26 protein-coding genes and 1 other annotated feature (1 of these 27 only partly in view) are annotated in these 20,239 nt (G+C 43.4%); of the genes, 6 read left to right on the top strand and 20 right to left on the bottom strand.

What is annotated here, in order from left to right:
• Positions 1–74, bottom strand: a binding site (T-box leader) (it extends 184 nt beyond the left edge of the window).
• An 83-nt stretch (positions 75–157) separates the two neighbouring features.
• Positions 158–718 (bottom strand): GNAT family N-acetyltransferase, encoded by a 561-nt coding sequence (locus AC4EHJ_RS15425; protein WP_490976493.1) that lies wholly within the window; start codon positions 716–718, stop codon positions 158–160.
• Between the two features lie 130 nt (positions 719–848).
• Here AC4EHJ_RS15425 and AC4EHJ_RS15420 point away from each other — a divergent pair, with 130 nt between their 5' ends.
• Complete coding sequence (locus AC4EHJ_RS15420; RefSeq protein ID WP_490976492.1) at positions 849–1,727, top strand: aminoglycoside 6-adenylyltransferase; 879 nt, start codon at positions 849–851, stop codon at positions 1,725–1,727.
• 68 nt (positions 1,728–1,795) lie between these two features.
• Here AC4EHJ_RS15420 and AC4EHJ_RS15415 read toward each other — a convergent pair whose 3' ends face one another.
• Both AC4EHJ_RS15415 and AC4EHJ_RS15410 read right to left on the bottom strand, forming a co-directional pair.
• Entirely contained in the window at positions 1,796–2,149 is a 354-nt protein-coding gene (locus tag AC4EHJ_RS15415) for a hypothetical protein (protein WP_490976491.1), read from the bottom strand.
• Between the two features lie 119 nt (positions 2,150–2,268).
• Complete coding sequence (locus AC4EHJ_RS15410) at positions 2,269–3,075, bottom strand: aminoglycoside adenylyltransferase domain-containing protein (protein WP_490976490.1); 807 nt, start codon at positions 3,073–3,075, stop codon at positions 2,269–2,271.
• 152 nt (positions 3,076–3,227) lie between these two features.
• On the opposite strand from AC4EHJ_RS15410, the gene AC4EHJ_RS15405 reads away from it, so the two are divergent.
• On the top strand, positions 3,228–3,551 hold the full coding sequence (locus AC4EHJ_RS15405; RefSeq protein ID WP_490976489.1) for a hypothetical protein: 324 nt from the start codon (positions 3,228–3,230) through the stop codon (positions 3,549–3,551).
• Positions 3,552–3,650: 99 nt separating this feature from the next.
• Here AC4EHJ_RS15405 and AC4EHJ_RS15400 read toward each other — a convergent pair whose 3' ends face one another.
• From AC4EHJ_RS15400 to AC4EHJ_RS15370, 7 genes are all read right to left on the bottom strand, one after another.
• On the bottom strand, positions 3,651–4,004 hold the full coding sequence (locus AC4EHJ_RS15400; protein ID WP_490976488.1) for a hypothetical protein: 354 nt from the start codon (positions 4,002–4,004) through the stop codon (positions 3,651–3,653).
• A gap of 27 nt (positions 4,005–4,031) precedes the next feature.
• Complete coding sequence (locus AC4EHJ_RS15395) at positions 4,032–4,448, bottom strand: NUDIX hydrolase (RefSeq protein ID WP_490976487.1); 417 nt, start codon at positions 4,446–4,448, stop codon at positions 4,032–4,034.
• A gap of 39 nt (positions 4,449–4,487) precedes the next feature.
• Positions 4,488–4,940, bottom strand: coding sequence for an NUDIX hydrolase (locus tag AC4EHJ_RS15390; protein ID WP_490976486.1), 453 nt, complete (start codon positions 4,938–4,940; stop codon positions 4,488–4,490).
• 65 nt (positions 4,941–5,005) lie between these two features.
• Positions 5,006–5,566, bottom strand: a complete 561-nt coding sequence (locus AC4EHJ_RS15385; RefSeq protein WP_490976485.1) for an AAA family ATPase — start codon at positions 5,564–5,566, stop codon at positions 5,006–5,008.
• Positions 5,567–5,623: 57 nt separating this feature from the next.
• Positions 5,624–6,196 carry a GNAT family N-acetyltransferase gene (locus AC4EHJ_RS15380; RefSeq protein WP_490976484.1) on the bottom strand — a complete coding sequence of 191 codons (573 nt, stop codon included), beginning with the start codon at positions 6,194–6,196 and terminating at the stop codon, positions 5,624–5,626.
• A 1-nt stretch (position 6,197) separates the two neighbouring features.
• Positions 6,198–6,731: an NUDIX hydrolase gene (locus AC4EHJ_RS15375; protein ID WP_490976483.1), complete on the bottom strand. Its 534-nt coding sequence runs from the start codon at positions 6,729–6,731 to the stop codon at positions 6,198–6,200.
• Between the two features lie 24 nt (positions 6,732–6,755).
• Complete coding sequence (locus tag AC4EHJ_RS15370; RefSeq protein ID WP_490976482.1) at positions 6,756–7,223, bottom strand: GNAT family N-acetyltransferase; 468 nt, start codon at positions 7,221–7,223, stop codon at positions 6,756–6,758.
• A 211-nt stretch (positions 7,224–7,434) separates the two neighbouring features.
• On the opposite strand from AC4EHJ_RS15370, the gene AC4EHJ_RS15365 reads away from it, so the two are divergent.
• Positions 7,435–8,223 (top strand): class I SAM-dependent methyltransferase, encoded by a 789-nt coding sequence (locus tag AC4EHJ_RS15365; RefSeq protein WP_490976481.1) that lies wholly within the window; start codon positions 7,435–7,437, stop codon positions 8,221–8,223.
• Positions 8,224–8,565: 342 nt separating this feature from the next.
• Here the strand turns inward: AC4EHJ_RS15365 and AC4EHJ_RS15360 are convergent, their stop codons facing one another.
• The 5 genes from AC4EHJ_RS15360 to AC4EHJ_RS15340 all read right to left on the bottom strand — a co-directional run bounded on the left by AC4EHJ_RS15360 (position 8,566) and on the right by AC4EHJ_RS15340 (position 12,142).
• Complete coding sequence (locus AC4EHJ_RS15360; protein WP_490976480.1) at positions 8,566–9,105, bottom strand: GNAT family N-acetyltransferase; 540 nt, start codon at positions 9,103–9,105, stop codon at positions 8,566–8,568.
• 222 nt (positions 9,106–9,327) lie between these two features.
• Positions 9,328–9,828, bottom strand: a complete 501-nt coding sequence (locus AC4EHJ_RS15355; RefSeq protein WP_490976569.1) for a kinase — start codon at positions 9,826–9,828, stop codon at positions 9,328–9,330.
• 99 nt (positions 9,829–9,927) lie between these two features.
• Positions 9,928–11,046 carry an aminopeptidase gene (locus AC4EHJ_RS15350; RefSeq protein ID WP_490976479.1) on the bottom strand — a complete coding sequence of 373 codons (1,119 nt, stop codon included), beginning with the start codon at positions 11,044–11,046 and terminating at the stop codon, positions 9,928–9,930.
• 10 nt (positions 11,047–11,056) lie between these two features.
• Positions 11,057–11,635, bottom strand: a complete 579-nt coding sequence (locus AC4EHJ_RS15345; RefSeq protein ID WP_490976478.1) for a nucleoside/nucleotide kinase family protein — start codon at positions 11,633–11,635, stop codon at positions 11,057–11,059.
• A gap of 60 nt (positions 11,636–11,695) precedes the next feature.
• Complete coding sequence (locus AC4EHJ_RS15340; RefSeq protein WP_490976477.1) at positions 11,696–12,142, bottom strand: NUDIX domain-containing protein; 447 nt, start codon at positions 12,140–12,142, stop codon at positions 11,696–11,698.
• Positions 12,143–12,391: 249 nt separating this feature from the next.
• Here AC4EHJ_RS15340 and AC4EHJ_RS15335 point away from each other — a divergent pair, with 249 nt between their 5' ends.
• Positions 12,392–12,931, top strand: a complete 540-nt coding sequence (locus AC4EHJ_RS15335) for a Rossmann-fold NAD(P)-binding domain-containing protein (RefSeq protein ID WP_490976476.1) — start codon at positions 12,392–12,394, stop codon at positions 12,929–12,931.
• Positions 12,932–12,992: 61 nt separating this feature from the next.
• On the opposite strand, the gene AC4EHJ_RS15330 is transcribed toward AC4EHJ_RS15335, so the two are convergent.
• Positions 12,993–13,925 (bottom strand): zinc-dependent alcohol dehydrogenase, encoded by a 933-nt coding sequence (locus tag AC4EHJ_RS15330; protein ID WP_490976475.1) that lies wholly within the window; start codon positions 13,923–13,925, stop codon positions 12,993–12,995.
• Between the two features lie 231 nt (positions 13,926–14,156).
• On the opposite strand from AC4EHJ_RS15330, the gene AC4EHJ_RS15325 reads away from it, so the two are divergent.
• Positions 14,157–15,362, top strand: coding sequence for an MFS transporter (locus tag AC4EHJ_RS15325; protein ID WP_490976474.1), 1,206 nt, complete (start codon positions 14,157–14,159; stop codon positions 15,360–15,362).
• Between the two features lie 99 nt (positions 15,363–15,461).
• Here the strand turns inward: AC4EHJ_RS15325 and AC4EHJ_RS15320 are convergent, their stop codons facing one another.
• The 3 genes from AC4EHJ_RS15320 to AC4EHJ_RS15310 are packed head-to-tail and all read right to left on the bottom strand — an operon-like array spanning position 15,462 to position 17,431.
• On the bottom strand, positions 15,462–16,073 hold the full coding sequence (locus tag AC4EHJ_RS15320) for a class I SAM-dependent methyltransferase (RefSeq protein WP_490976473.1): 612 nt from the start codon (positions 16,071–16,073) through the stop codon (positions 15,462–15,464).
• A 20-nt stretch (positions 16,074–16,093) separates the two neighbouring features.
• Positions 16,094–16,999 carry an NAD(P)/FAD-dependent oxidoreductase gene (locus AC4EHJ_RS15315; protein ID WP_490976472.1) on the bottom strand — a complete coding sequence of 302 codons (906 nt, stop codon included), beginning with the start codon at positions 16,997–16,999 and terminating at the stop codon, positions 16,094–16,096.
• Between the two features lie 21 nt (positions 17,000–17,020).
• Positions 17,021–17,431 (bottom strand): Rrf2 family transcriptional regulator, encoded by a 411-nt coding sequence (locus tag AC4EHJ_RS15310; protein ID WP_490976471.1) that lies wholly within the window; start codon positions 17,429–17,431, stop codon positions 17,021–17,023.
• A gap of 251 nt (positions 17,432–17,682) precedes the next feature.
• Between AC4EHJ_RS15310 and AC4EHJ_RS15305 the strand changes: the two genes are divergently transcribed.
• Positions 17,683–19,155: an aldehyde dehydrogenase family protein gene (locus AC4EHJ_RS15305; protein ID WP_490976470.1), complete on the top strand. Its 1,473-nt coding sequence runs from the start codon at positions 17,683–17,685 to the stop codon at positions 19,153–19,155.
• A gap of 151 nt (positions 19,156–19,306) precedes the next feature.
• On the opposite strand, the gene AC4EHJ_RS15300 is transcribed toward AC4EHJ_RS15305, so the two are convergent.
• Positions 19,307–20,020 carry a class D sortase gene (locus tag AC4EHJ_RS15300; protein ID WP_490976469.1) on the bottom strand — a complete coding sequence of 238 codons (714 nt, stop codon included), beginning with the start codon at positions 20,018–20,020 and terminating at the stop codon, positions 19,307–19,309.
• Positions 20,021–20,239: the final 219 nt, after the last annotated feature.

The following is a 20,239-nucleotide window of genomic DNA, read 5'->3' as shown; positions in this document are numbered from 1 at the left end:
TTCTGCCCTTTCCCACCAAACCGGGCTCTCTAAAAGAAGTTCAAATCGCCTACTCTTCTCTTCTACGCTTTTCGCTAACTTAATTTAAATAAGATTATCAGTTATTTTAGGAATTGTAAATACTGGAAATCAACAAACTGCATTTTCATAAAAATTTTCATTCGCAGGCATTCAATTCTTCCCATTCTTCTCTTAAAATTCCCATCTTAATCGCATCAAAATACTCTCCTTTGACAGTCCGGGCTTTTCTTATTCGCGCCTCTAAAGTCATTCCGAGCCGTTCAGCAACTTTCATCATTCTTTCGTTGCCCGACCACGTCGACATGCCGAGCCTATGCAAATCTGTGGCTGCAAACAGAAAATCTATCCATAACTTATAGGCTTCTGTTCCGTAGCCGCCGTTCCAATAAGCTTTGTCGTAAATGACTATACCGGTTTCGAGCCAGTTTGTATTCATGTCGATCCAATAGGCGCCAACGTAGCCAATTGCGTTTCCTTCAGCCATTATGACCATCGAAGCTGGCACGCCTACGGAAATTTCTTCTTCCATCCAGTTTTCACGATGCTCTTCCTTCGTCATCAGCTTTTCAGGAATATACGGCCCGTTCCATTTTTTCGCTTCTTGTTCTTTTTCTTCAAAGCGCCAGAAATACAAGACACCCATGTTTTCTGGCGTGTTTTCTGTCAGCTCAATTTTTCTGCCGATGATTCTTTGCATGCAATGGATCATCCTTTCTGGAATTAAGATTTAGAATGAATAGCAGGGTTCCTATTTTTAAGTCTGCCTGATAAATGATTGTATAAAGCAATAAATTCTGGAACAATTGATTGCAAAGAGGTGGTTAACAATGAGAAGCGAAGAAGAAATGCTGTCATTGATTTTAGCGAAGGCAGCCGACAGTGAAAATATTCGAATGGTGGAACTGAATGGCTCACGCGTTCATCTTCACAATGTCAAAGATCCTTTCCAAGACTACGACATCGTTTATCATGTTGAAGACATGCAGCCCTATTTAGCAGATCATTCGTGGGTGGATTCCTTCGGGGAGAGAATTATGATGCAGATGCCTGATCGAATGGCTGTACCGCCTGCCGGAGAAAAAAGGGAAAGCTTTTCTTATTTAATGCTTTTTACAGACGGCAACCGAATTGACCTGACCTTGACGCCAATCACATTTACAAAAGAATCTTTGGCGAAGGAAGAACCCCGGAAGATTTTATTGGACAAAGACGATCGGCTCTGCACGATGTTGATCAATAACGAAAATCCGTTCCGTATTATGGAACCCGGACAGAAAGAGTTTACAGATTGCGCTAATGAGTTTTGGTGGGTCAGTACATATATTGCCAAAGCTTTATGGCGGCAAGAGCTTCCGCTCGCTAAGAATATGATGGATGGACCGGTGCGGGATATGCTGATGACGATGCTGAACTGGCAGATTGGCATTAATACCAGCTTTACTGCCATTCCTGGAAAAGGCGGGAAAAACGTCGAAAAGTATGTGAATAAGGAATTGTGGCAAAAACTGCTCCTCACTTATCCGGATGGGAGCTATCCAAATATGTGGGCAGGATTGTTCGCTATGTGTACTCTTTTCAAAGATCTTGCTATGGATGTAGCCAATAATCTGAATTTGGATTTGCCTGAGTTCGGCAAGGATGTCCTTCCTTATTTAAAGCATATTGAAAAGCTGCCTAGGGATAGTGAAACGATTTATCCTAAATGAATGCTCCTTTAAGGAATATCGTTAATCTTGCTCATTGGCCGCATAAGAAAGAAGCTGGTCTATTGCAATTACTGGCTATTGTATTTTCCTTCTCTGATTGCTTTTCGATATTTGCCATCTTTTTCTTTAACTGCAATCGCCTCGTCCGTACTAATTCCTGTTATTGAATAATACTCAGTCCCTTTTTCATATTCATTGGAGAAGTTTCCGGAATAAGTTCCTTCTTTATCGGAATAAACCGTCACTTCTCCAATCTCTTTATCTACTTCTTGCACAAATTCATCACTTATTTGATAAATATAACCATCCCATACGACAAATGAATAAGCCCATGACGCTTGTGAATTCCCCAAAGAACATGCTGACAAAGTGGATAAAATACAGAAAAAGGACATAAGTACAGCTAATCGTATTCTTTTCAATAAATTCCCTCCTTGAGATCAAAATTTGAAATCAGGTTGTTTCAAAGTAAAGTGTTAAAAATAATAGCGAATAAACAGCTCCGCCAAGTTAAAAATAGATCTGGACATTTTCTCCTCTGTTATTCCACATCATTTAGCAATTCTTCAACATTCCTTTTTAAATAATCCCGTAACTTTATTAAGTCAGTTGCGGCAAAGAAAACCTCAGACCTTTTATTTCCATAAGCTTCGGCTGCTTTTTGAACAATCGACTGAAACTCCACAGGAAGATTTAACGCTCCCCATTCGCCCGCTTCTTTCTTCGACGAAATCTCGCCTTCTTTTAAAAACCAATACACCCTTATCAAATTTAAAATACAATAAACCGGATCCGCATGGATCTTTTCTAAACACTCTTCATAATCCGCAATAATGGAAGAAACATAATCATATATCGGGATCGGCGGAAAAGTTTCGTGGATCGGCTTGCCACTTAAACAGATACCGCATTTGTTTAAAATGGTCAGATGCGCAGCCAAATCGCTGTCGAGCTTTATATCATCATTCAAGTAAATTGATGTTCCTTTTTCCAATTCCTCCACGTAGCGCTCCCGCCAAAACTCACTGAAATGAAAATCATACGGTGTCGGATGCTGCCAATTCTGCAATTGGGACACGTTCAAAAAACTGATTTCAATCGGAAAAGGCTTTTTTGAATAGCTTAAAAAGAGCTTTACCAACTCTCTTTGTGTTTTAATTGCCAGCGGCTGCTCCGTGGCGATGATTAAATCGATATCGCTCTTGCTTGGATTGAAACCTCCCATTGCAAGTGAACCATGCAAATAAACCCCGATGATCCCTTCACCTACCAGGCTTGTGGCCTTTGCAATAACTTCTGATATAAATACTCCCAACTCCGCTGAACAGGTGATATTTTCGAAATTCAAATCGAAGCTCCTTTCTATTAATTACAGCTCCAACGATTATGTCATGCCTTTTTCTATTGACGGAATCTTTTGAAACCTCTTTCTCATATTAACGTATTAAATAACGGAAGGATATTAACATTTATTTCAAAAAATACAAAATGGAGGTATGCATGAAAAAACTATTGATCGTCCTCATTACGATTGCTGCATTAGCATTGGGCAACTGGGCAGCTGCTTATTTGCTCCAACTCGCTTTCCTGGATGTGGCTATTCCATTCGCGGGCTTAGCTTTAGCAGTCATCTATTTTTTCAAATCCAAAGGCGGCATGGCGAGCCGCCACTTGGATATGTCGATTCAAGGGCAAACGGGCATTCGAATGGAACAGCAAGCTGCGGTGTCAGAAAGATCCTATATTTTCATCGGTTCTATCGTGTATCTGTTGTTTGCGGTAGGATTCACCTTTTATATTTACCGGGAATATTTCCTTAATTAATGAAGTGAAATTGTGCAGCTATTAAAAGGACAGTTAGAATCGCTCAAGCAAGAGCTTCTCTCTGTCCTTTTGGTTTGCCGCGATTCTTATCCGTTTTCATTAAATTTTCTTTGGGATAGTTGGAATAGAATCTTGGGGATTTTTAGGTATAACAGCAAATTTAAAGACGAACATCAGCAGCACAAAAAGAAAACCGGCAAGGCTGACTATATTCCCTGCAGACTGGGTTTGAGGCAGTGCTCTCGTGTAAACCAAAGCATTTAACACGAGAATGATGACAAACCCTGCAAATGCAAAACTAAAAAGATGGTTTCCTATGAGCAGCCTTTTATTAAATGAACTGCTTGGTGAAACTGTTTTGTGCAGCAGAAAAGACTGTTGAAGTTGTTTTGCCAAACCGTACATAAAAATAAGAATAAATAATATAGGGAATACGTTTTCAAACCATGCCATCTTAACACCTCCAATTGAGCTGGAAATTTATCCCTTCAAAGGGTTGCCAGGAAAAAAGGACAGCAGCACGTCTCGGTCTTCTGGATAATCATGTTCTAAACCTGACATCTCCATATCAGTCTTCCAGGCAATTTCTTCAATGGCATCGTCTGGATCGTGGTATAAAATTTCTCCGCCAGTGACTTCGCCTAAAAAATAATAGAGCGCCACATTATAGTTTTTGATAATTGTCTTTTTAACATGAAGCGGCTTTTTGATTTTAATGTGGAATCCTGTTTCTTCCCAAACTTCTCTTATGCACGCTTGCTCTGGAGATTCACCGTCTTCAATGCCGCCTGAAGGTATGCTCCAACCCTTGGACTCTTTTTCTTTGATCATCAACATCTTATCCTCTGCCATTATAATAGCGGCAGCACCGTTCCAACTCTTCCTTTCTCCGTCCATTCGCGTTTCCCCTCTCACAAGCAATTTGCATATGGACTGTTAGATCTCTATGTATTCTAGTATTTTCAAATCCATTTCATCGAAGCAGCCGATTTCCTCAACCCCATCCCATAATTTGATTTGGGAAGTTTCATCATTGGCGACAAACGGCTGCAATTGTTCAATTACCGCGTTATAGACGGGATTGAATTTAATCTTCCCATTCGAAACCTGTTTTAATTTCAAAAAACCGACGAACTCCAGACCTTCAACAACCTGCCCGCTTTCTTCCAATAGTTCCCGGACTGCGCATTGTTTTGCTGTTTCGGTTCCTTCTCTTTTGCCAGCCGGTAATTCCCATTGTTGCCGCCATTTGTTATAAACCATGAGAACTCGCCCAGCACATTTGATCACCGCAAAAGACCCTGCAACCGGTAAGTAGAGCTGGATATCCTCCTCTATTGTGAAAATAAAATCGAGAAATTGAAATCCATGATTTTTGGTGTGATTCATTCAATCTTGCCCTTTATGAGCATCTCCTCATCGATCCAAATGAGCTTTTCATTAGCACTTCTTTTCTATAACTTGAATTCATTTTTTATGAAAAACGCCGCTTCTTTTGCAGTCATATTCGTATTGTTGATGCGCAGATAGTTTTTCGCTTTAATTTCACCTTCAGCAGAATTCAATCTCCCGTTTTCCAGGCTGCTCAGCAAATGCTGCTCTGACTGGCCGACATTCCGCTTCGTCGGCTTGTGTTCCAGCCGATGCGGTGTCTTATTTCGCGCCAGCCGCTCCTCAACATCGGCTTCCAATTCCACGAAATAGATTTGCACACCTTGCGATTGGAAAATATCGCATATGTTTTCAATCTCATCCCAATCCTCTTTTTGATCGAAATACCAAACTTTCGTAAAAATCATTCCGTACTGATTGCTTTTGGCGAAAGACTGGAATATTTCGCGGCGAAAAGAAGTTGTCAGGCGCCACATCTCTGGAGTGAAGGCAAACAGCGGCTCCAACAAATCGATGGTCATGTGGTTATGAAAGAGTTTTAAGCCCGTCATGGCCGCTAGCTCTTGGCCAACCGTCATTTTTCCCACCGCTTGCGGACCGAATATGAATAAGAACTTTTCCAAAGCGCTGCCCTCCAATCAGATTAGGTAGTTATCTTTTGAGAAACATCAATTTTCTTCTCAAAGATGACTCCCGCTTTCTTTAAATTCCATTAACCAACTAGATCCGCTTTTTATCTTTTTCACTTTAATAAATCCGCATTTTTCGTAACATCTAATCGCTCGTGAATTGGATACCTCTGGATCTAAAACAACAATATCTGCATCTGTATTTCGATACACGTATTCCAAGAATTTCTGGATCATGATTGTACCTATTCCTTGGTTAAAATATGTTGGATCTCCTATAAATTGATCAATGCCAAAGACGTTCAAGTTTGCTGGATAACCGAATTCTTTTTGTTCTTCTCCATTTAATTTATAACGCTGCATAAAACCTATTGGTATTTGGTTGAATTCTACGATGTAAGGAGAAACCGGAACTTCTCCTTTAATTCTCGGTTCATACTTCTGCTTTATTTGCTCTACCGTATACGGAGAATCAACATCACCATAGAACTCCAGAACTTCTTTTGTGCTTAGCCACTTAGACATAACAGCATAATCATTTTGCGTCATTTTTCTAATGGATATAACCAAATTGCTCGCTATGGCAACTTCACTCCTTTTTCCATTTGTCCCCCCATTCAACATGTTATAAATTGCTCTTAGCAGGAGACGTTTTAATGACGCCACCTAACTTCTCAGCATATATCTCCCAGCGATCCCACAGGGGCGGCACAACCTCTCCCAAACCATTCATTTCCTCAAGCTCGTTGAAAGTCACCAATTTAGCATCGCAAACTTCGCCAACCTGCAAATTCAAGTCGCTGATTTCAATGTTTTCTTTGCTTTTCCATACATAGCTGTCCAGGAAATAATTCTTCCGCTTCATCTCACCAATAAAGTAAAGATCTTCTTCTTTAACGGACAATCCTGTTTCTTCATGAAGCTCTCGGATTGCGCCTTCCAAACTGGTCTCACCGGCATTAACGGAACCGCCCGTGCTCTCCCACAATAACGGATAAGTTTTTGCTGCGTCCCTTTGCGTCACGAGAATTTTGCCGTCACAGTTAATGGTCAGAACTTCCACGACAATGTGGTATTCCTCAGGCAAGATTTCCTCGCCTCTCGTATGCAGTTTCCCGATTGGGTTCCGGGAGCCGTCTACCAAATCCCAAACTTCCATTTACATAACCCCCTTTTATGCCTTCTATGGCTCAAGAACCAATTTCATTTTCACGAATTTATAATGGCCGCCGTTGGTTTTTTGCAGAAAAACTTCATCCGGCTGAAAGCCTGCTTTTTTATAAACCGCAATAGCTCGTTCATTGAACGCAGCCACTGCCAGCGTAAACTTTTCAGGCTGGTAACGAGCAATCGCGAAATCCAACCCTGCTTTAAAAAATGGCAGACCGTGGCCTTTCCCTGTGAAACCGGGTTTCATGCCGAGTCCGATATCTATAATTCCGGCAGAGGTTTCTTTGAAGCAATAAAACCCGATCAATTTATGACGTTCTGTAACAGCAAAATAGGAATCCATTCGCTCTAAGGGATTCAAAAACTCATAAAGATCGTCTTCATCCGCATCCATATTGTAAAAAGCATAATCGCCCTCGTACTGCCAATCGGCAATTTCTTCGCTTTGTTGCTGGGTCATCGGTTGGAAGGTATAATTCATCCCGTTTCTCCTTTCATCTTTTCTCATTTCATAATTTACTTAATAAGGGAATTACAGAGCTTTCTATACTATATCCAATCGTCTTGTTAAAATCCATTTAATTTACAGAATATTATAGTATTATGGGAAGAGTGCATGAGCATATCAATCAAGTCAAGATTCGATTTTTTCGATTCAGAGGAAGAAAGCACTTTTTAAAAGGAGGAAATGTTTGGAAGAGTTAATAGAACAATACCAAGATGCTTCAAATTTAGAAGCCCGGATCAAACTCCACGAGTTATACAGTGTGAACAAACAGGATTGGTTCTCGTGGCTATTTGAACAATATCAAATCGAAGCCGGAAGCAAACTGCTGGAACTCGGATGCGGAGATGGCACGTTTTGGGCCAACAATGAAAAACGCGTTCCTGAGAACTGGGAAGTGGTGCTGTCCGATTTTTCTGCTGGCATGCTGGCGGATGCGCAGAAGAAACTAACGAACTTGCCAGCTATTCATTTTGAGCAGATTAATATCGAAACCATTCCTTATCCCGATAATAGTTTCGACATCGTTGCCGCCAATTTCATGCTGTATCATGTGCCCAATAGAAAAAAAGCTTTCCAGGAAATCCGGCGGGTCTTAAAACCTGGCGGGAAGTTGTATGCTGCTACGATTGGTGAAAAACATTTGATGGAGTTTGGAACGCTGCTCCGAGAATTTGATCCTTCACTCGATTTTTCAACTACAACCAACAACGCGAAAGCATTCGGACTGGAAAACGGTGCCGGCCAATTAACACCTTTTTTCACGCAAGTAGAACTGAAGCTGTTTCCAGATGCGCTGAAAGTTTCAGAGATCGAGCCGCTCATCGCTTATCTGCTATCGAGCCACACCGAATTGAAGGATCAATTAACTGGCCAAAAATTAACGGCGTTTAGGCTTTTCCTGGAAGAGAAGAAACATGAAGATGGCGAATTTATCAGGATCACCAAAGCTTCTGGTCTTTTTGAAGCTCAGTAGCAAAAAGGAGGGAACGATGCTATATTACGCATTGTCCCCTCCTCTTTTTTATTGGTATCTATATCTATTTCGAGCAATACCAGCACAAGCCAATCCAAATCCCCTTTTGCTAAAACCGCTATTTAATCCGCCAATCCGAGGATTTGACTGCTGAATTTTTCTTCTTCGAAAAAAATCCAATAGATAAAATCATAATCCCTATGACGCTTCCGATCATTTCAGCGATATAAAAATCTCCGTCCCGAATCAAACGAATGAGAAACCACCTCCAAAGATAAGGAATATTAATAACCCAAAACCTATCAACCAATTTCGATTATTCATATGACATCTTCCTCTGTTTTAGATAGTTGTCGTATGTTTCTTAGGTGTGTAATTCTTTTTCTCCCAAAGATAATGAATGAACTTCATTTTTTGGCCTTTCATTTCAAACTCCTCATTGTCTATAGCCGTTTGAACAAATCCGTTATTTTCAAGCACCTTTTGGGAAGCCTTGTTTACAGTAGTTGTTTTTGCGGTTATTTTCTCGATACCTAACGCCGTCTTTAGCAACAGGTTCAATGCCTTATAACCGATGCCTTTACCGATAGATGACTCGCCGATTCTAAAGCCAAATTCTGCAGCATTCGTTGTATTATCGATATCCACTAAATTGATTCGACCGATAATTTTCTCACCTTCGTCTTTGATCAGGTAAAAATGAGAAAGGCCACTTACTTGTTCGTTAAGTAATACTTGATGTCTTTTTATAAAACTTTCCCAAATATAATAGTCGTCTCCTCTGCTCGGTATCATTCTTTCGAAAAATCCGCGATTTTCCATCTCGAATCTAAATAATTCTCGAGCATCAACCTCTTGCAGCATATGTATTGAAATCTCCAATAACCTACACGCACCTTTCTCTAGTTAATAATCCTGGCCAGCTTTATCATCTATCATTCTGCCAAGTCGTTTACGAATGATTTATACGTATTTTTGAATTTTTCCGCTTCCTTTAGAAAAGAATAATGATTGCCCTCATCAATAATGGTTAAAGTAGAATTCGGAATAAGTCCCCCATCTCACTCGAATATTCAAGCGGGCATTGCACATCATGTAAAGCTACTATTCCTCTTCTAACTGATTACAAATGAATTTCACAATGTCATCCTGCGACATATCTGGGGTCAACTTCATTTCTCCGGCTGTTCCTAGGAAATCTTTTGGGCTCCACCAGGAATGCAATGACTCTTCCCCAAATGCCTGTGCTTTAGGCCGTGACTTATGCCGCTCGACTGTTTCCTCAAAAGGCAAATCAAAATAATAAACATAGGCGTTCCCATCATAAAAATGGATTAAATCGTTAAGCATCGCCACATACCGCTGTTTCACAAATATGCCTTCCACAATAACAAACTTACATCTGCCTTTGCCATACTCAGCAATTTGTCTTATTAAATCCACTGACATATTTCCTTCCCGATCGCGAACCATCAACATGTCGCGCCGGACCGTATCTTGGGATACCAGAAGCGTCGCTTCGCCAAAATGATTCTGCAGGTTTTTGGCGATTGTTGTTTTTCCGCTGCCCGAATTTCCACGTAAAATAATTAGCTTGGACTCTATCTTATTCCCTCCTCCCTAAATCTTTTGCAACGCATTGATGCTATATTTCATAACGATGAAAATAATTTCACTCTGTACTCTCTCGTTCAAATTCTTTTTTTATTGGCGCAGTAGATTTTCCGGGTTCAGCCCTTTAAGTTCCGGAACTACAAAAAGACCGTCTTTCCGAATCAATTTCCCGTCAAAGTAAATCTCCCCGCCGCCCCAATCTTTTCGCTGGATAGCAACCAAATCCCAGTGAATGGATGATTGGTTGCCGTTATCGGCTTCATCAAAACAGCTGCCGATTGCCATGTGGAAGCTGCCGGCAATTTTTTCATCGAAAAGGGTATTATTCATCGGTGTCAGCATTTTCGGATTAAAGGCCAGCGCAAACTCGCCGATATAACGGGACCCATGATCTGTGTCTAGTATGGCATTCAGTTTTTCGCTGTGGTTCGCCGTTGCTTTTACAATCTTCCCTTCCTCAATAGTTAACGAGATGTTTTCAAAAACCACGCCGTTCATCGTCGAAGAAGTGTTGAACGTGATCCTTCCATTTACAGATTTTTTGATCGGTGCGGTATAGATCTCTCCATCCGGGATGTTATCCATGCCATCCCCTTTGATAACGCCAATGTTTTCAATTGAAAACGAAAGGTCCGTTTCCGGCCCTTTGATTTCCACCAGTTTGGTCTCTTCCATAAGGGCTTTCAAAGGATCCATTGCTTTTGAAAGTTGCTTATAGTCGATGGTGCAGACGTCAAAATAAAAATCTTCGAATGCCTCTGTACTCATGCGTGCTTCTTGCGCCATCGCGGGATTCGGCAAGCGAGTCGTCACCCATTTTTTCTTGTAGATGGCTTCCGATTGCAATTGGCCATACGTTTTCCCATAAAGCGCCATTTGCTCGCTTGGAATATCGGATAGCTCGGATGCGTTGACGGGACTTCTTAAATTGATGTAGCCGTCCATTTTTTCAAGGCGCGCCACTTCCCATTCTGCCAATACCCCAAATTGTTCTGTCGATCCGCCCAGAACCAATTGCCTCGTAACCGCGGCATCTCGTAAATCTGCATGGGCAAATCCACCGGCTTTATGTATTTCCTTGATCAGTTCTTTTACAATATCCAAGTCGATTTTTGAAACCGATTGGATTAAAATATGTTCGCTTTCCTGGATCTTGATCGAGTGGGTAACCAACAACTCAGCGAGCTTTTGTATCCTCAGATCTCTCATCATCCATCTCCTATATCTTGTAGATTCCATTTGGATTAACCCGTGTCTGCATAACTTCCAAATGCTCTCGAACAATCTTTTCTATTTCGCTTATCGAAAGCGTTCCATCTATCACTAAATCAGAATCAGGTTTGATCGTATCAAGCATTTTCAAGTACGCCCTTCTTCCTTGAGTTTCGTACTGTTTTAATTGCAGCAGGATGTCATCACCTGAACTTCCAGTGAAGTCCCTGGCCATTCTGCGCGTTAATGCGATATCCAATGGAGTGTCTATAAACACGGCTAAATCAATAAACTCTCGCACCTGAGAATGCCGGTAAGCAAAAGGAAAATCCACTAAGACAAAATCGAGTGGTTGTGCCAACAGCTCCACAAGTTCTTTTGTGAGCGGGGTAAGGTCCCATTCCTCCGCATTCGCCCCGTCATCGACCCACTTTAGGACATCCTCAGGTCCCTCCAGTTCAAAGTCATCGAAGAAAAGTGCTTGGGAATTTCCAAGTCGCTGCATTAGATGGCTGGTCAACGTGGTCTTGCCTCCGCCTGAAACACTGCCTATCGCAATAACAAGCGTTGTACCTTTTTCTTTCACAATATCGCTCCGTTCTTGAAACTCCGTACGTGCTTAGAAGAAAAGTGCAGATTAATGTTGTTACTTATGCGAAATAGAAACGAATTTTCTTGCCGCCAAGTCGTCAGCAAGGCCAATATTCACCTTTAAAAAGCTTGGAATTTCTTCGCTGTCCATAATTTCTTGTGTGCTCATCCAGCCAACGCTTGCCACTTCGTCTGGATCTTTCACGAATGGCGCTCCGAATTCATACGAGCAAAGGAACACGATATCGACGACTGGAATGCCGGAATCTGTGACAAATGACGAACTATTGACATAAGCAAGATTCGAAACCGTTACCCCCACTTCTTCCTCGACTTCTCTTATCAATGTCCGTTCCAGAATATCGGTCGAGTTTCCTTCCTGATCTACTTTGCCGCCCACTAAAGCCAACGCACCCGGTGCATGATCTTCTTTGTCGCTTCTCCGTACAATTAGCCACTTTTCATCCTTATAAATTGCACCTTCAACATTTACAGTAAACATCTTCTCAACTCCAGTTTTACCTTCTGATATGTATAGCGCGCTTTTCACGAATAAAACATATGCCCTCATCACTTTAACGGCATTTTTCAGCTCCATTGATTCGAGAAAATAGTTGCTGCCTATCTTTAACTATATCCAATTCCTCCATTTTAATCCAATTAATTTCCTGAATATTATAGTATAATGAAAATACTTGTCTATTAATAATTGAAGCCACCTTTGTTGTAAAAGCGAAGAGGAGTGAAGCGAATGAAACACGCATTGGTCATCGGTGGGACTGGCATGCTTGCGAATGCATGCGTTTGGTTATCGAAAAATGGCTATCAAGTGTCTGTAAACGGCAGAAATCCGGAAAAGATGCAGCGCTTATTGGAACAAAACCCTGCGCAGCTGACACCGGTCTTGATTGACTACACCAAAACCAATGAATTGGCTGAACAAATCCGCTGCATCCAACAAAAAAATGGTCCAATCGAATTAATCGTTGCTTGGGTGCATTCAACCGGACCGCACGTCATTCCTTGTGTACTTGAAATGCTCCCGGTCATTCAGCCCGTGGAATTTTTCCACGTGAATGGCAGTAGTTCAAATTTGAAGGACCTAAAAGCTAAAACAGCAGCACCCAAGCATGTTTTTTATCATCAGATTCAGTTAGGGTTCAAAGTAGAAAATGGAATTTCCCGATGGCTGACAAATGAAGAAATTTCACAAGGCGTCATCGAAGCCGTACGCTCAAGAAAACCCGAATCAGTGATTGGCAAGACTGAACCGTGGGACAAGCGCCCTTAAGCGTTTATCCCATAAAATTCTTAACAATTCCCAAATCACTATCTATAACTCCCACGTTCTCTTAGCCTTCCCAGCCACTTACAAAAGCTTTAATCGGATTGATCTCCCTTTTGGACAATTCTTTAAAGCATTGCTCAATTTCCGCATGATTGATCTCGTGCTGAAAAATTTCTTTTACATAAGGCGTGTCCTGCGCCGCTCCATAATACCACTGCGCGTGCTCACGGTAATCCCATCCATCGCTTGACCCCACAATGCGCAATTCCTTCTCAAAGAATTCCGGCTGCAGCGAAAGCGTTTCCTTGTTGCCGTCCGACAGCACACAGATTTCTCCCTGGCTCTTTAGCGCTTGCTGCAAACAAGCAAATCCTTTGGTCATTGCGGAACATTCAATCCCGAAATCATAGAGGTCTTTGGGGCAGTCAGCCGGCGAATAAATCACGTTGACGCCAAACGTTTCCGCAACCTTCCATCGGCTGCGATCGGGTTCGATCACATCCACGTGCTGGACCTTAAAGAAGTTTTTCAAATAATGGACGGCGAGCAACCCCATCGTCCCCATGCCGGTGACCATTACGCGGCTCTGCTTCTCGGGATTCAACTTGCGCACTCCCTTCGCCGCGTCACACGACAAGATGGCCAATAGCGCCGTCCTGGAATCGATGTGTTCAGGGACGGGTAAGGCATTGTCAGCCTTCACAATGCCGAAGTTTTTCTGGCCATAAAAAGCGATGGCTTTGTCGCCAGTTTTCAAAGTGCTCACTGAAGATCCCTTTGCCACAACCTTGCCATAGCTTTCGTAGCCGACTTTGCGCGGATACACAGGGAACGGATCGGCAGCGTCGCTTTGTTCGTATTGCGGCAGTTCGGCACCGATGCTGATTGCTGTGGAGATTGTTTTGATCAGCACTTCATCTTTGCCGAGCGGCGGCAATTCGCTTTCCTGCCATGCCATGTTCCGTTTTCCCATTAACTGCAACGAACGCTGAATCATCTATATACCTCCGTTTCAATATCCCTTTTACTTTTCACTATATCCATTATCTTCTTCCTTCGCCATTTATTTTCCAACTGTTTCAAGTATAATGAAAATAACAAAAACGCACGATAAATGCCCCCAAGATTTATCGTCCATCTGAAAGGAACATCGCTCATGACTATTTGTCCAATTTGATAACCCCTTGATCAAACAGTATCCGCATTAAACTCTTGGGGGATAAGAATCATGAAACTGAATAGAAATTTCCATTTGCTGCTGGCAGGACAGTCTCTTGCTAATACCGGCGACATCTTGTATATCGTCAGCGTCATCTACGCCATCTTTGAATTGACCGGCTCAGCAACTGCAGCAGCTTTTGTGCCTTTTACGATTACCGGTGCCATGTTTGTTTCGAACACGTTAACACCTCTGCTGATGGAGCGCTTCAACTTGAAATGGCTATTGGTAGTATCCCAGTTTGGGAAAACAGCTTTGTTGGTTGTGCTTGCTTTGCTGCTGCCTCAGCTCTCCATGGCAAATTACATTCTGTTGTTCGTCGTGCTGGCTTTGATTGCGCTTCTTGATGGCTGCGCCAATCCAGTCACCCGCTCGCTGATACCTGCTTATGTGGAGAATAGTTTGCTCTTGAAAGCAAACAGCATTACTGAATCCGTGACGCAAGGCATTCAGACCGCTATGTGGTTTATCGGCAGCTCCTTGTTGATCTGGTTGGCAGCGGACGAGCTGCTCTGGTTGACTGCCGGATTGTTTTTATTATCATGCTTGTTGTTAAACCTCTTGGATTCTGTCAATCTAAAGCCAATCAAAGAGCAAGGAAGATGGCAGCAAATCACCAAAGGCTGGCGGACAGTATCTTCGACGCCGGTCTTGAAACGCCTTGCCTGGATGGACGTGTTGGAGACAATTGCTGGCACGGTGTGGATTGCCGCCATCCTCTATGTTTTTGTCAGCGACGCCTTATTGGTGAACGAGAAATGGTGGGGCTTTATTAACGGTTCCTTCTTCTTGGGCTTGATCGGTGGCAGTCTCCTTTGCCTGCGGTTTGCCAAATCGATTGAAAAGAAACTCGGAACGTTTATTTTTGCCGCTGCTTTTTTGAGCAGTGTCGTGACGATGCTGTTTGGGTTAAACAGTGTGCCTTTATTGGCGCTAGCCCTTTCTTTTCTCGTTGGCATTTTTGGCCAGCTTAAGAACATTCCACAGCAGACCGTCATCCAGACGAGCGTCCCCAGGGAAGGACTGCCGACCGTTTTCACGACGCTTGGTGCGATCGGCACCGGAACCTTTGGACTCGCTTCCTTATTGATGGGTGTGCTGGCGGATGCATTCGGCATCCGTGCTGTCTTTATGATAGCTGGCCTGTTGCTGGCAGCAGCCAGCCTGATCGCATTTAAAGGCCGGGTCTTCTTCTGGAAGACTGCGCAAGAATAAGATGAGAACTGAAAACAGGAGGCATCCGGGAATATCCGGCTGCCTCCTGTTTTTTCCGTTAATTAGATACTTTAAAGATACTTGTTATCCGTAATTAAATTAAAAAAATAGACCTTTCATTTCGTCTTTTTTCTGTGTAATCAGCACGTATAACGATGCAGCTGGAAAAAACTTTTCCGTGATGCGCAAACCTGCTGCTGTTATCGCCTCTTCCATTCCGGCTGCCGTGATTCGGGGTGCTTTGTGAAGCGGATCGCCTTTTGGTTCAAGCTCGATGCACACCAGAAAGCCACCTTCTTTGAGAACATTGCTGATCGCGTCCAATGTTGGCGCCAGCGGTTTGATTTCGTGCAGCACAAGCGATGCGATGACAAGATCGATGGATGCATCCAGCAATGGGATTCCTTCGCTTCCGGCGTGGAGCGGCACAATGTTCGTGATGTGTTCCTCTATCGCTTTTGCCCCAATGATGTCGAGCATGCTTTGATCGATATCCATGGCGTATACCTTCCCATTCACTTTTTTGGATAGCGGTAATGAAAAATAGCCTGTGCCTGCGCCGAAGTCCAACACATTGTCGCTTTGCTGCAATGGAATCTTGCTGAACAATTGCTCTGGCGAAAATTCACCTCTTCGTTCGCGGCTTTCCAAATACGCTATTTTCCCTTTGTGAGGGGGTGTTTCGTGAGGCTTGCTTGAACTTTCATGCATTCTTTCATTCCTCCAAGCGTTCATTTTTTGAATTTCTCCTCGATCAAAGCGGCGTTTACACAGATTGCTGCCATGCTGCCATCGGCTGCTGCCATGATCAGCTGTGACGGCCCTGCCATCAAAGTGTCTCCACAAGCAAACACACCTTCTACATTGGTGCGTTTCATGCCATCCGTTTCGATGCCGCCGAGCGCATTCAGTTTACAGCCCAGCGAGGCACTTATGTCTGACGCCTGTACCCAGTGGGGTGTGATAAATCCGCCTTCGCGCAATACAGCCGCTCCACTTTCAAATTCGATTTTCTCCAAAGCTCCATGATCGCCAACCAATCTCGCAATTTTTTCTGCGTAAACTTGAATCCCCTTGCTTTCCAAACTGTTCATTTCTTCAGTCGACAACAAAGATTTGCCATTTGTACAGACGATCAAATCATCGGTCCAATTCGACGCGACTTTCGCCAGGTGAAACGCGTTTTCATTCTCCGAAATGACCGCAAGCGGCCGATCCCGCATTTCCCATCCATCACAGAACGGACAGCTGAATAAGCTTTTGCCGTAAAACTCTTCCACTCTCATCGTATCGGGAAGAACTTCTTTAAAGCCGGTTGCCAGAATAAGCTTTTTAGCCAGAAAGACCTTTCCGTCAGTGGCTTTAATCTCAAACAGCCCCTCTTTCTTGCCAACATCCAGTACCCGCTGTTTTTCCACTTTCACGTCCGGGTACTTGCCCAGTTCTTCCTGTGCAATCCTTTTCAACTCTTGCGGGTCGATGCCATCTCTTGTCATAAAGCCATGGGACTCTGAAGTCACCGCATTCCGCGGTTGATTGTCATCAAAAAGAACGGTTTTCCTCCGTGACCGACCCAGAACCAACGCGGCATTGAGCCCAGCCGGACCTCCGCCAATTACTGCACAATCCAGTATCATCGCTTTCCCTCCTTCCAATTTCTATTTTTTATGCTGTGCGGATTCCGCCATTTTTACAATATCGCTGATGAGTGTATTTTCCAGTTCCGCTTTCATGTTTTCTTCCGCCTGCCGCATGGCGTTTTCAATCAGGCAGCCTTCGCCATGATGTATTGAACAATCGAATAAATGCGTGTCTCCTTCAATCGCGTTGATCACATCCAAAAAAGAGATCCGGCTTTTCGACCGGGCAATTTTGTAGCCGCCTTTTACGCCGGTCATTGATTCAATCAATCCTGCTTTGGTCAACTTCGTCAAAATTTTGGACAGGTAGGTAGGCGATAGCTTTTGCATCTCCGCCAATTCCTGAACGCCGATCGTACTCGTTTGCGGCAGCCGCATCAAATGCACCATCGTGTGCAAGGCATAATTCGTTGCATTGGAATATTTCATAGGAGCCTCCTGATTTTTTATTTCAAAGACATTAAAGACTCTTGTTATCTCTAATTAATTCCAATTTAGCATGCTGGCAAAAATAAGTCAAACTTATGAAGTTCAGTGAAGCTGATGGGCTGAAAGGTGTGTAACTTGTTTAAAGTAACTAGCCGGATGGGTAAACAGAGAAGGTGCATTTAACACGGACCCGCTTTTTATTAACGCATGATAAATAGAACGGGAACCCAAAAGAATGGAGACGATTTTGAATGAAAACCGATTTTTCCAAGATTTATATAAATGGTGAGTGGATTACAGGTTCAAGTGACAACCAAATGAAAAATACAAACCCTTTTACAGGCGAAGAACTGGTCACTACACAAGCAGCCGATAAGAGCGACTTGGATGCTGCCTATAAAGCTGCCGCTGAGGCACAGATTGAATGGGCGAAAGAATTGCCGCAGACCAAACGCGCAGTGATTGAAAAAGCGCTGGAAGTCATGCAGGAAAACAAAGAGCTCATCATCGACTGGCTCGTCAAAGAAGCTGGCAGCACCGTCATCAAAGCAACAGTTGAGTTCGGGGCATCGATCAACATCCTGAAAGAAGCAGCAACCTTCCCATATCGCATGGAAGGCAAGATTCTCCCATCTCAGCAAGCAGGCAAAGAAAACCGTGTGTACCGCAATGCACTTGGCGTCATCGGCATCATCAGCCCTTGGAATTTCCCGTTGCACCTCGCGATCCGTTCTATCGCACCGGCAATCGCTACAGGCAATGCCGTCGTTATTAAACCCGCTACCGACACACCGGTAACCGGCGGTTTACTGTTCGCCAGCATTTTCGAAGCAGCTGGTTTGCCTAAAGGTTTATTGAACGTAGTTGTCGGACGCGGCTCTGAAATTGGCGATGACATCGTTACCCACTCAACACCGCGTTTGATTTCCTTCACTGGTTCAACACCTGTCGGAAAACGCATCGGCGAACTTGCCGGAGGCGCGTTGAAGAAAACAGCATTGGAGCTCGGTGGCAATAACAACTTCATCGTTTTGAACGATGCTGATATCGACCAGGCCGTCGATTCCGCATTGTTTGGAAAATTCTACCATCAGGGCCAGATTTGCATGGCGATTAACCGCATTTTCGTCCATGAGGATATTTACGATAGATTTGCAGAACAGTTTATTGTCCGCGCAGGCAACGTGAAGTTCGGCAATCCAAGGGATCAGGATACCCAAGTCGGGCCGCTGATCAACCGTGGCCAAGTCGACCGGATCCTCAAAGAGATTGAAGCAAGCGTTGAACAAGGTGCAAAATTGCGCCTTGGCGGAAAAGCCGATGGCAATGTCCTGGAGCCGACTGTATTGACCGGCGTCACCAACGACATGCCGCTTGCTGAAAATGAAATATTCGGCCCTGTAGCCATCCTGATCTCTTTCAAAACCGATGAGGAAGTCATTGAAATGGCCAACGCCTATCCGTTCGGATTGAGCGGAGCCGTCCATTCCGCAAACATCAATCACGGCACGAACATCGCCCACCAAATCCACACAGGCATGATCCACGTCAACGACCAGCCAGTAAACGACGAGGCGCATATGCCATTTGGCGGCGAAAAAGAATCTGGCCTCGGCCGCTTTAACGGCGAATGGGTGCTTGAAGAGTTCACGACCTTGAAATGGCTGTCGGTGCAGCACGAACGCCGCCAGTACGGTGCATTTGTTGATAATACAAAAGAATAATAGCCTAATGGAAAGATAAAAGCAGAAGACAGCCGGAGAAAATTCCGCTGTCTTCTGCTTTGTTTCATTCAATCGTACGTCTTCTCTCCTTCGCAAACCCTGTCTAGCTTTATAGGAGCACATGAGACCAAAGAAGATTTTTAGAAAATGATCAAGATTCCATTTTAGTTATATCCACAAGCGGTGCTTCTATGATGTAGCGATCGGGAGCTGCTCCTAAAAATGTAAACGGATAACAGGTGGTCAATGTCAATACCGGTTCATCCTTTGCAACAATCACGGTTCGGTCTTCCGCAGCGGTCACCCAGGTCCGTTTTATTTTATACTCATACTGCACGTCTTCAAATTGCACGTACATTTTATCGCCCACAACTAAGTCGCCAAGTTCACGAAAAACCGTATCCCTGTGGCCAGAAAGCACTGTATGGCGTTGCCCGTCTGGAGGTGTGGTGAATTTTCCAACATGATAACCGACCCCTTGTGTTAACGTCTCATCATCCGTCCCCCAAAACAATGGGTACTTCTTATCGAGGGAAGGAATCAGCAGCCAGCCTATTTTTTCTCCGCGTTCGTATTCCTCGTAGTTTCGCTGTTTTTGTTCTGCCGTTTTTTCAACTTTTTTTGAAGAGAGAATGGCTTTTTCTTTAAGAGGGTCTTCCCGCTTGCCAGCCGGTCTGTCTTCCTTGATATGCGCCTTAACATCGATGCTGCCGCTTTCTACTTTGTCAATTTCAACAGCTTTTGCAATATCATTTTCATCAATGGATTCACGGCCTGAAGACATTTCTGAAAGCCATACATAACCGTTCCAACTGGCGAACAACACCCCCGCTAATATGAGCATCACTCCAAATTTTCGTCTCAATGTCTTTCACTCCCATTAAACAAATAGAATAGGACTCTTTTTCATCTTCTCATTTCCATTAACGAACTCTACAGCTTTCGAAAAGTTTATCAGTTTGTGAACTGTAAAATACAGAAAAGGTTTACCAAGGATATAACTATTTTCGTTACCCTATAACTTATTATATGGAAAATTTAGGTCTTCAGACAGGATTTCATGTTCATTTTATCAGAAAATTCA

This window comes from Planococcus sp. TJ-301 (assembly GCF_058268475.1).
This window is presented reverse-complemented; position numbering and strand designations above follow the sequence as displayed.

Bases quoted from the DNA above. Each gene is read 5' to 3' on its own strand.
- AC4EHJ_RS15405 (WP_490976489.1), top strand. From the start codon at position 3,228: ATGAAAAAACTATTGATCGTCCTCATTACGATTGCTGCATTAGCATTG.
- AC4EHJ_RS15400 (WP_490976488.1), bottom strand. From the start codon at position 4,004: ATGGCATGGTTTGAAAACGTATTCCCTATATTATTTATTCTTATTTTT.
- AC4EHJ_RS15375 (WP_490976483.1), bottom strand. From the start codon at position 6,731: ATGGAAGTTTGGGATTTGGTAGACGGCTCCCGGAACCCAATCGGGAAA.
- AC4EHJ_RS15310 (WP_490976471.1), bottom strand. From the start codon at position 17,431: ATGAAATATTCCAATGCAACGAATTATGCCTTGCACACGATGGTGCAT.
- AC4EHJ_RS15350 (WP_490976479.1), bottom strand. From the start codon at position 11,046: ATGAGAGATCTGAGGATACAAAAGCTCGCTGAGTTGTTGGTTACCCAC.
- AC4EHJ_RS15340 (WP_490976477.1), bottom strand. From the start codon at position 12,142: ATGTTTACTGTAAATGTTGAAGGTGCAATTTATAAGGATGAAAAGTGG.
- AC4EHJ_RS15320 (WP_490976473.1), bottom strand. From the start codon at position 16,073: ATGCATGAAAGTTCAAGCAAGCCTCACGAAACACCCCCTCACAAAGGG.
- AC4EHJ_RS15380 (WP_490976484.1), bottom strand. From the start codon at position 6,196: ATGTTGAATGGGGGGACAAATGGAAAAAGGAGTGAAGTTGCCATAGCG.
- AC4EHJ_RS15370 (WP_490976482.1), bottom strand. From the start codon at position 7,223: ATGAATTATACCTTCCAACCGATGACCCAGCAACAAAGCGAAGAAATT.
- AC4EHJ_RS15315 (WP_490976472.1), bottom strand. From the start codon at position 16,999: ATGATACTGGATTGTGCAGTAATTGGCGGAGGTCCGGCTGGGCTCAAT.
- AC4EHJ_RS15305 (WP_490976470.1), top strand. From the start codon at position 17,683: ATGAAAACCGATTTTTCCAAGATTTATATAAATGGTGAGTGGATTACA.
- AC4EHJ_RS15325 (WP_490976474.1), top strand. From the start codon at position 14,157: ATGAAACTGAATAGAAATTTCCATTTGCTGCTGGCAGGACAGTCTCTT.
- AC4EHJ_RS15425 (WP_490976493.1), bottom strand. From the start codon at position 718: ATGCAAAGAATCATCGGCAGAAAAATTGAGCTGACAGAAAACACGCCA.
- AC4EHJ_RS15390 (WP_490976486.1), bottom strand. From the start codon at position 4,940: ATGAATCACACCAAAAATCATGGATTTCAATTTCTCGATTTTATTTTC.
- AC4EHJ_RS15330 (WP_490976475.1), bottom strand. From the start codon at position 13,925: ATGATTCAGCGTTCGTTGCAGTTAATGGGAAAACGGAACATGGCATGG.
- AC4EHJ_RS15420 (WP_490976492.1), top strand. From the start codon at position 849: ATGAGAAGCGAAGAAGAAATGCTGTCATTGATTTTAGCGAAGGCAGCC.
- AC4EHJ_RS15335 (WP_490976476.1), top strand. From the start codon at position 12,392: ATGAAACACGCATTGGTCATCGGTGGGACTGGCATGCTTGCGAATGCA.
- AC4EHJ_RS15395 (WP_490976487.1), bottom strand. From the start codon at position 4,448: ATGGACGGAGAAAGGAAGAGTTGGAACGGTGCTGCCGCTATTATAATG.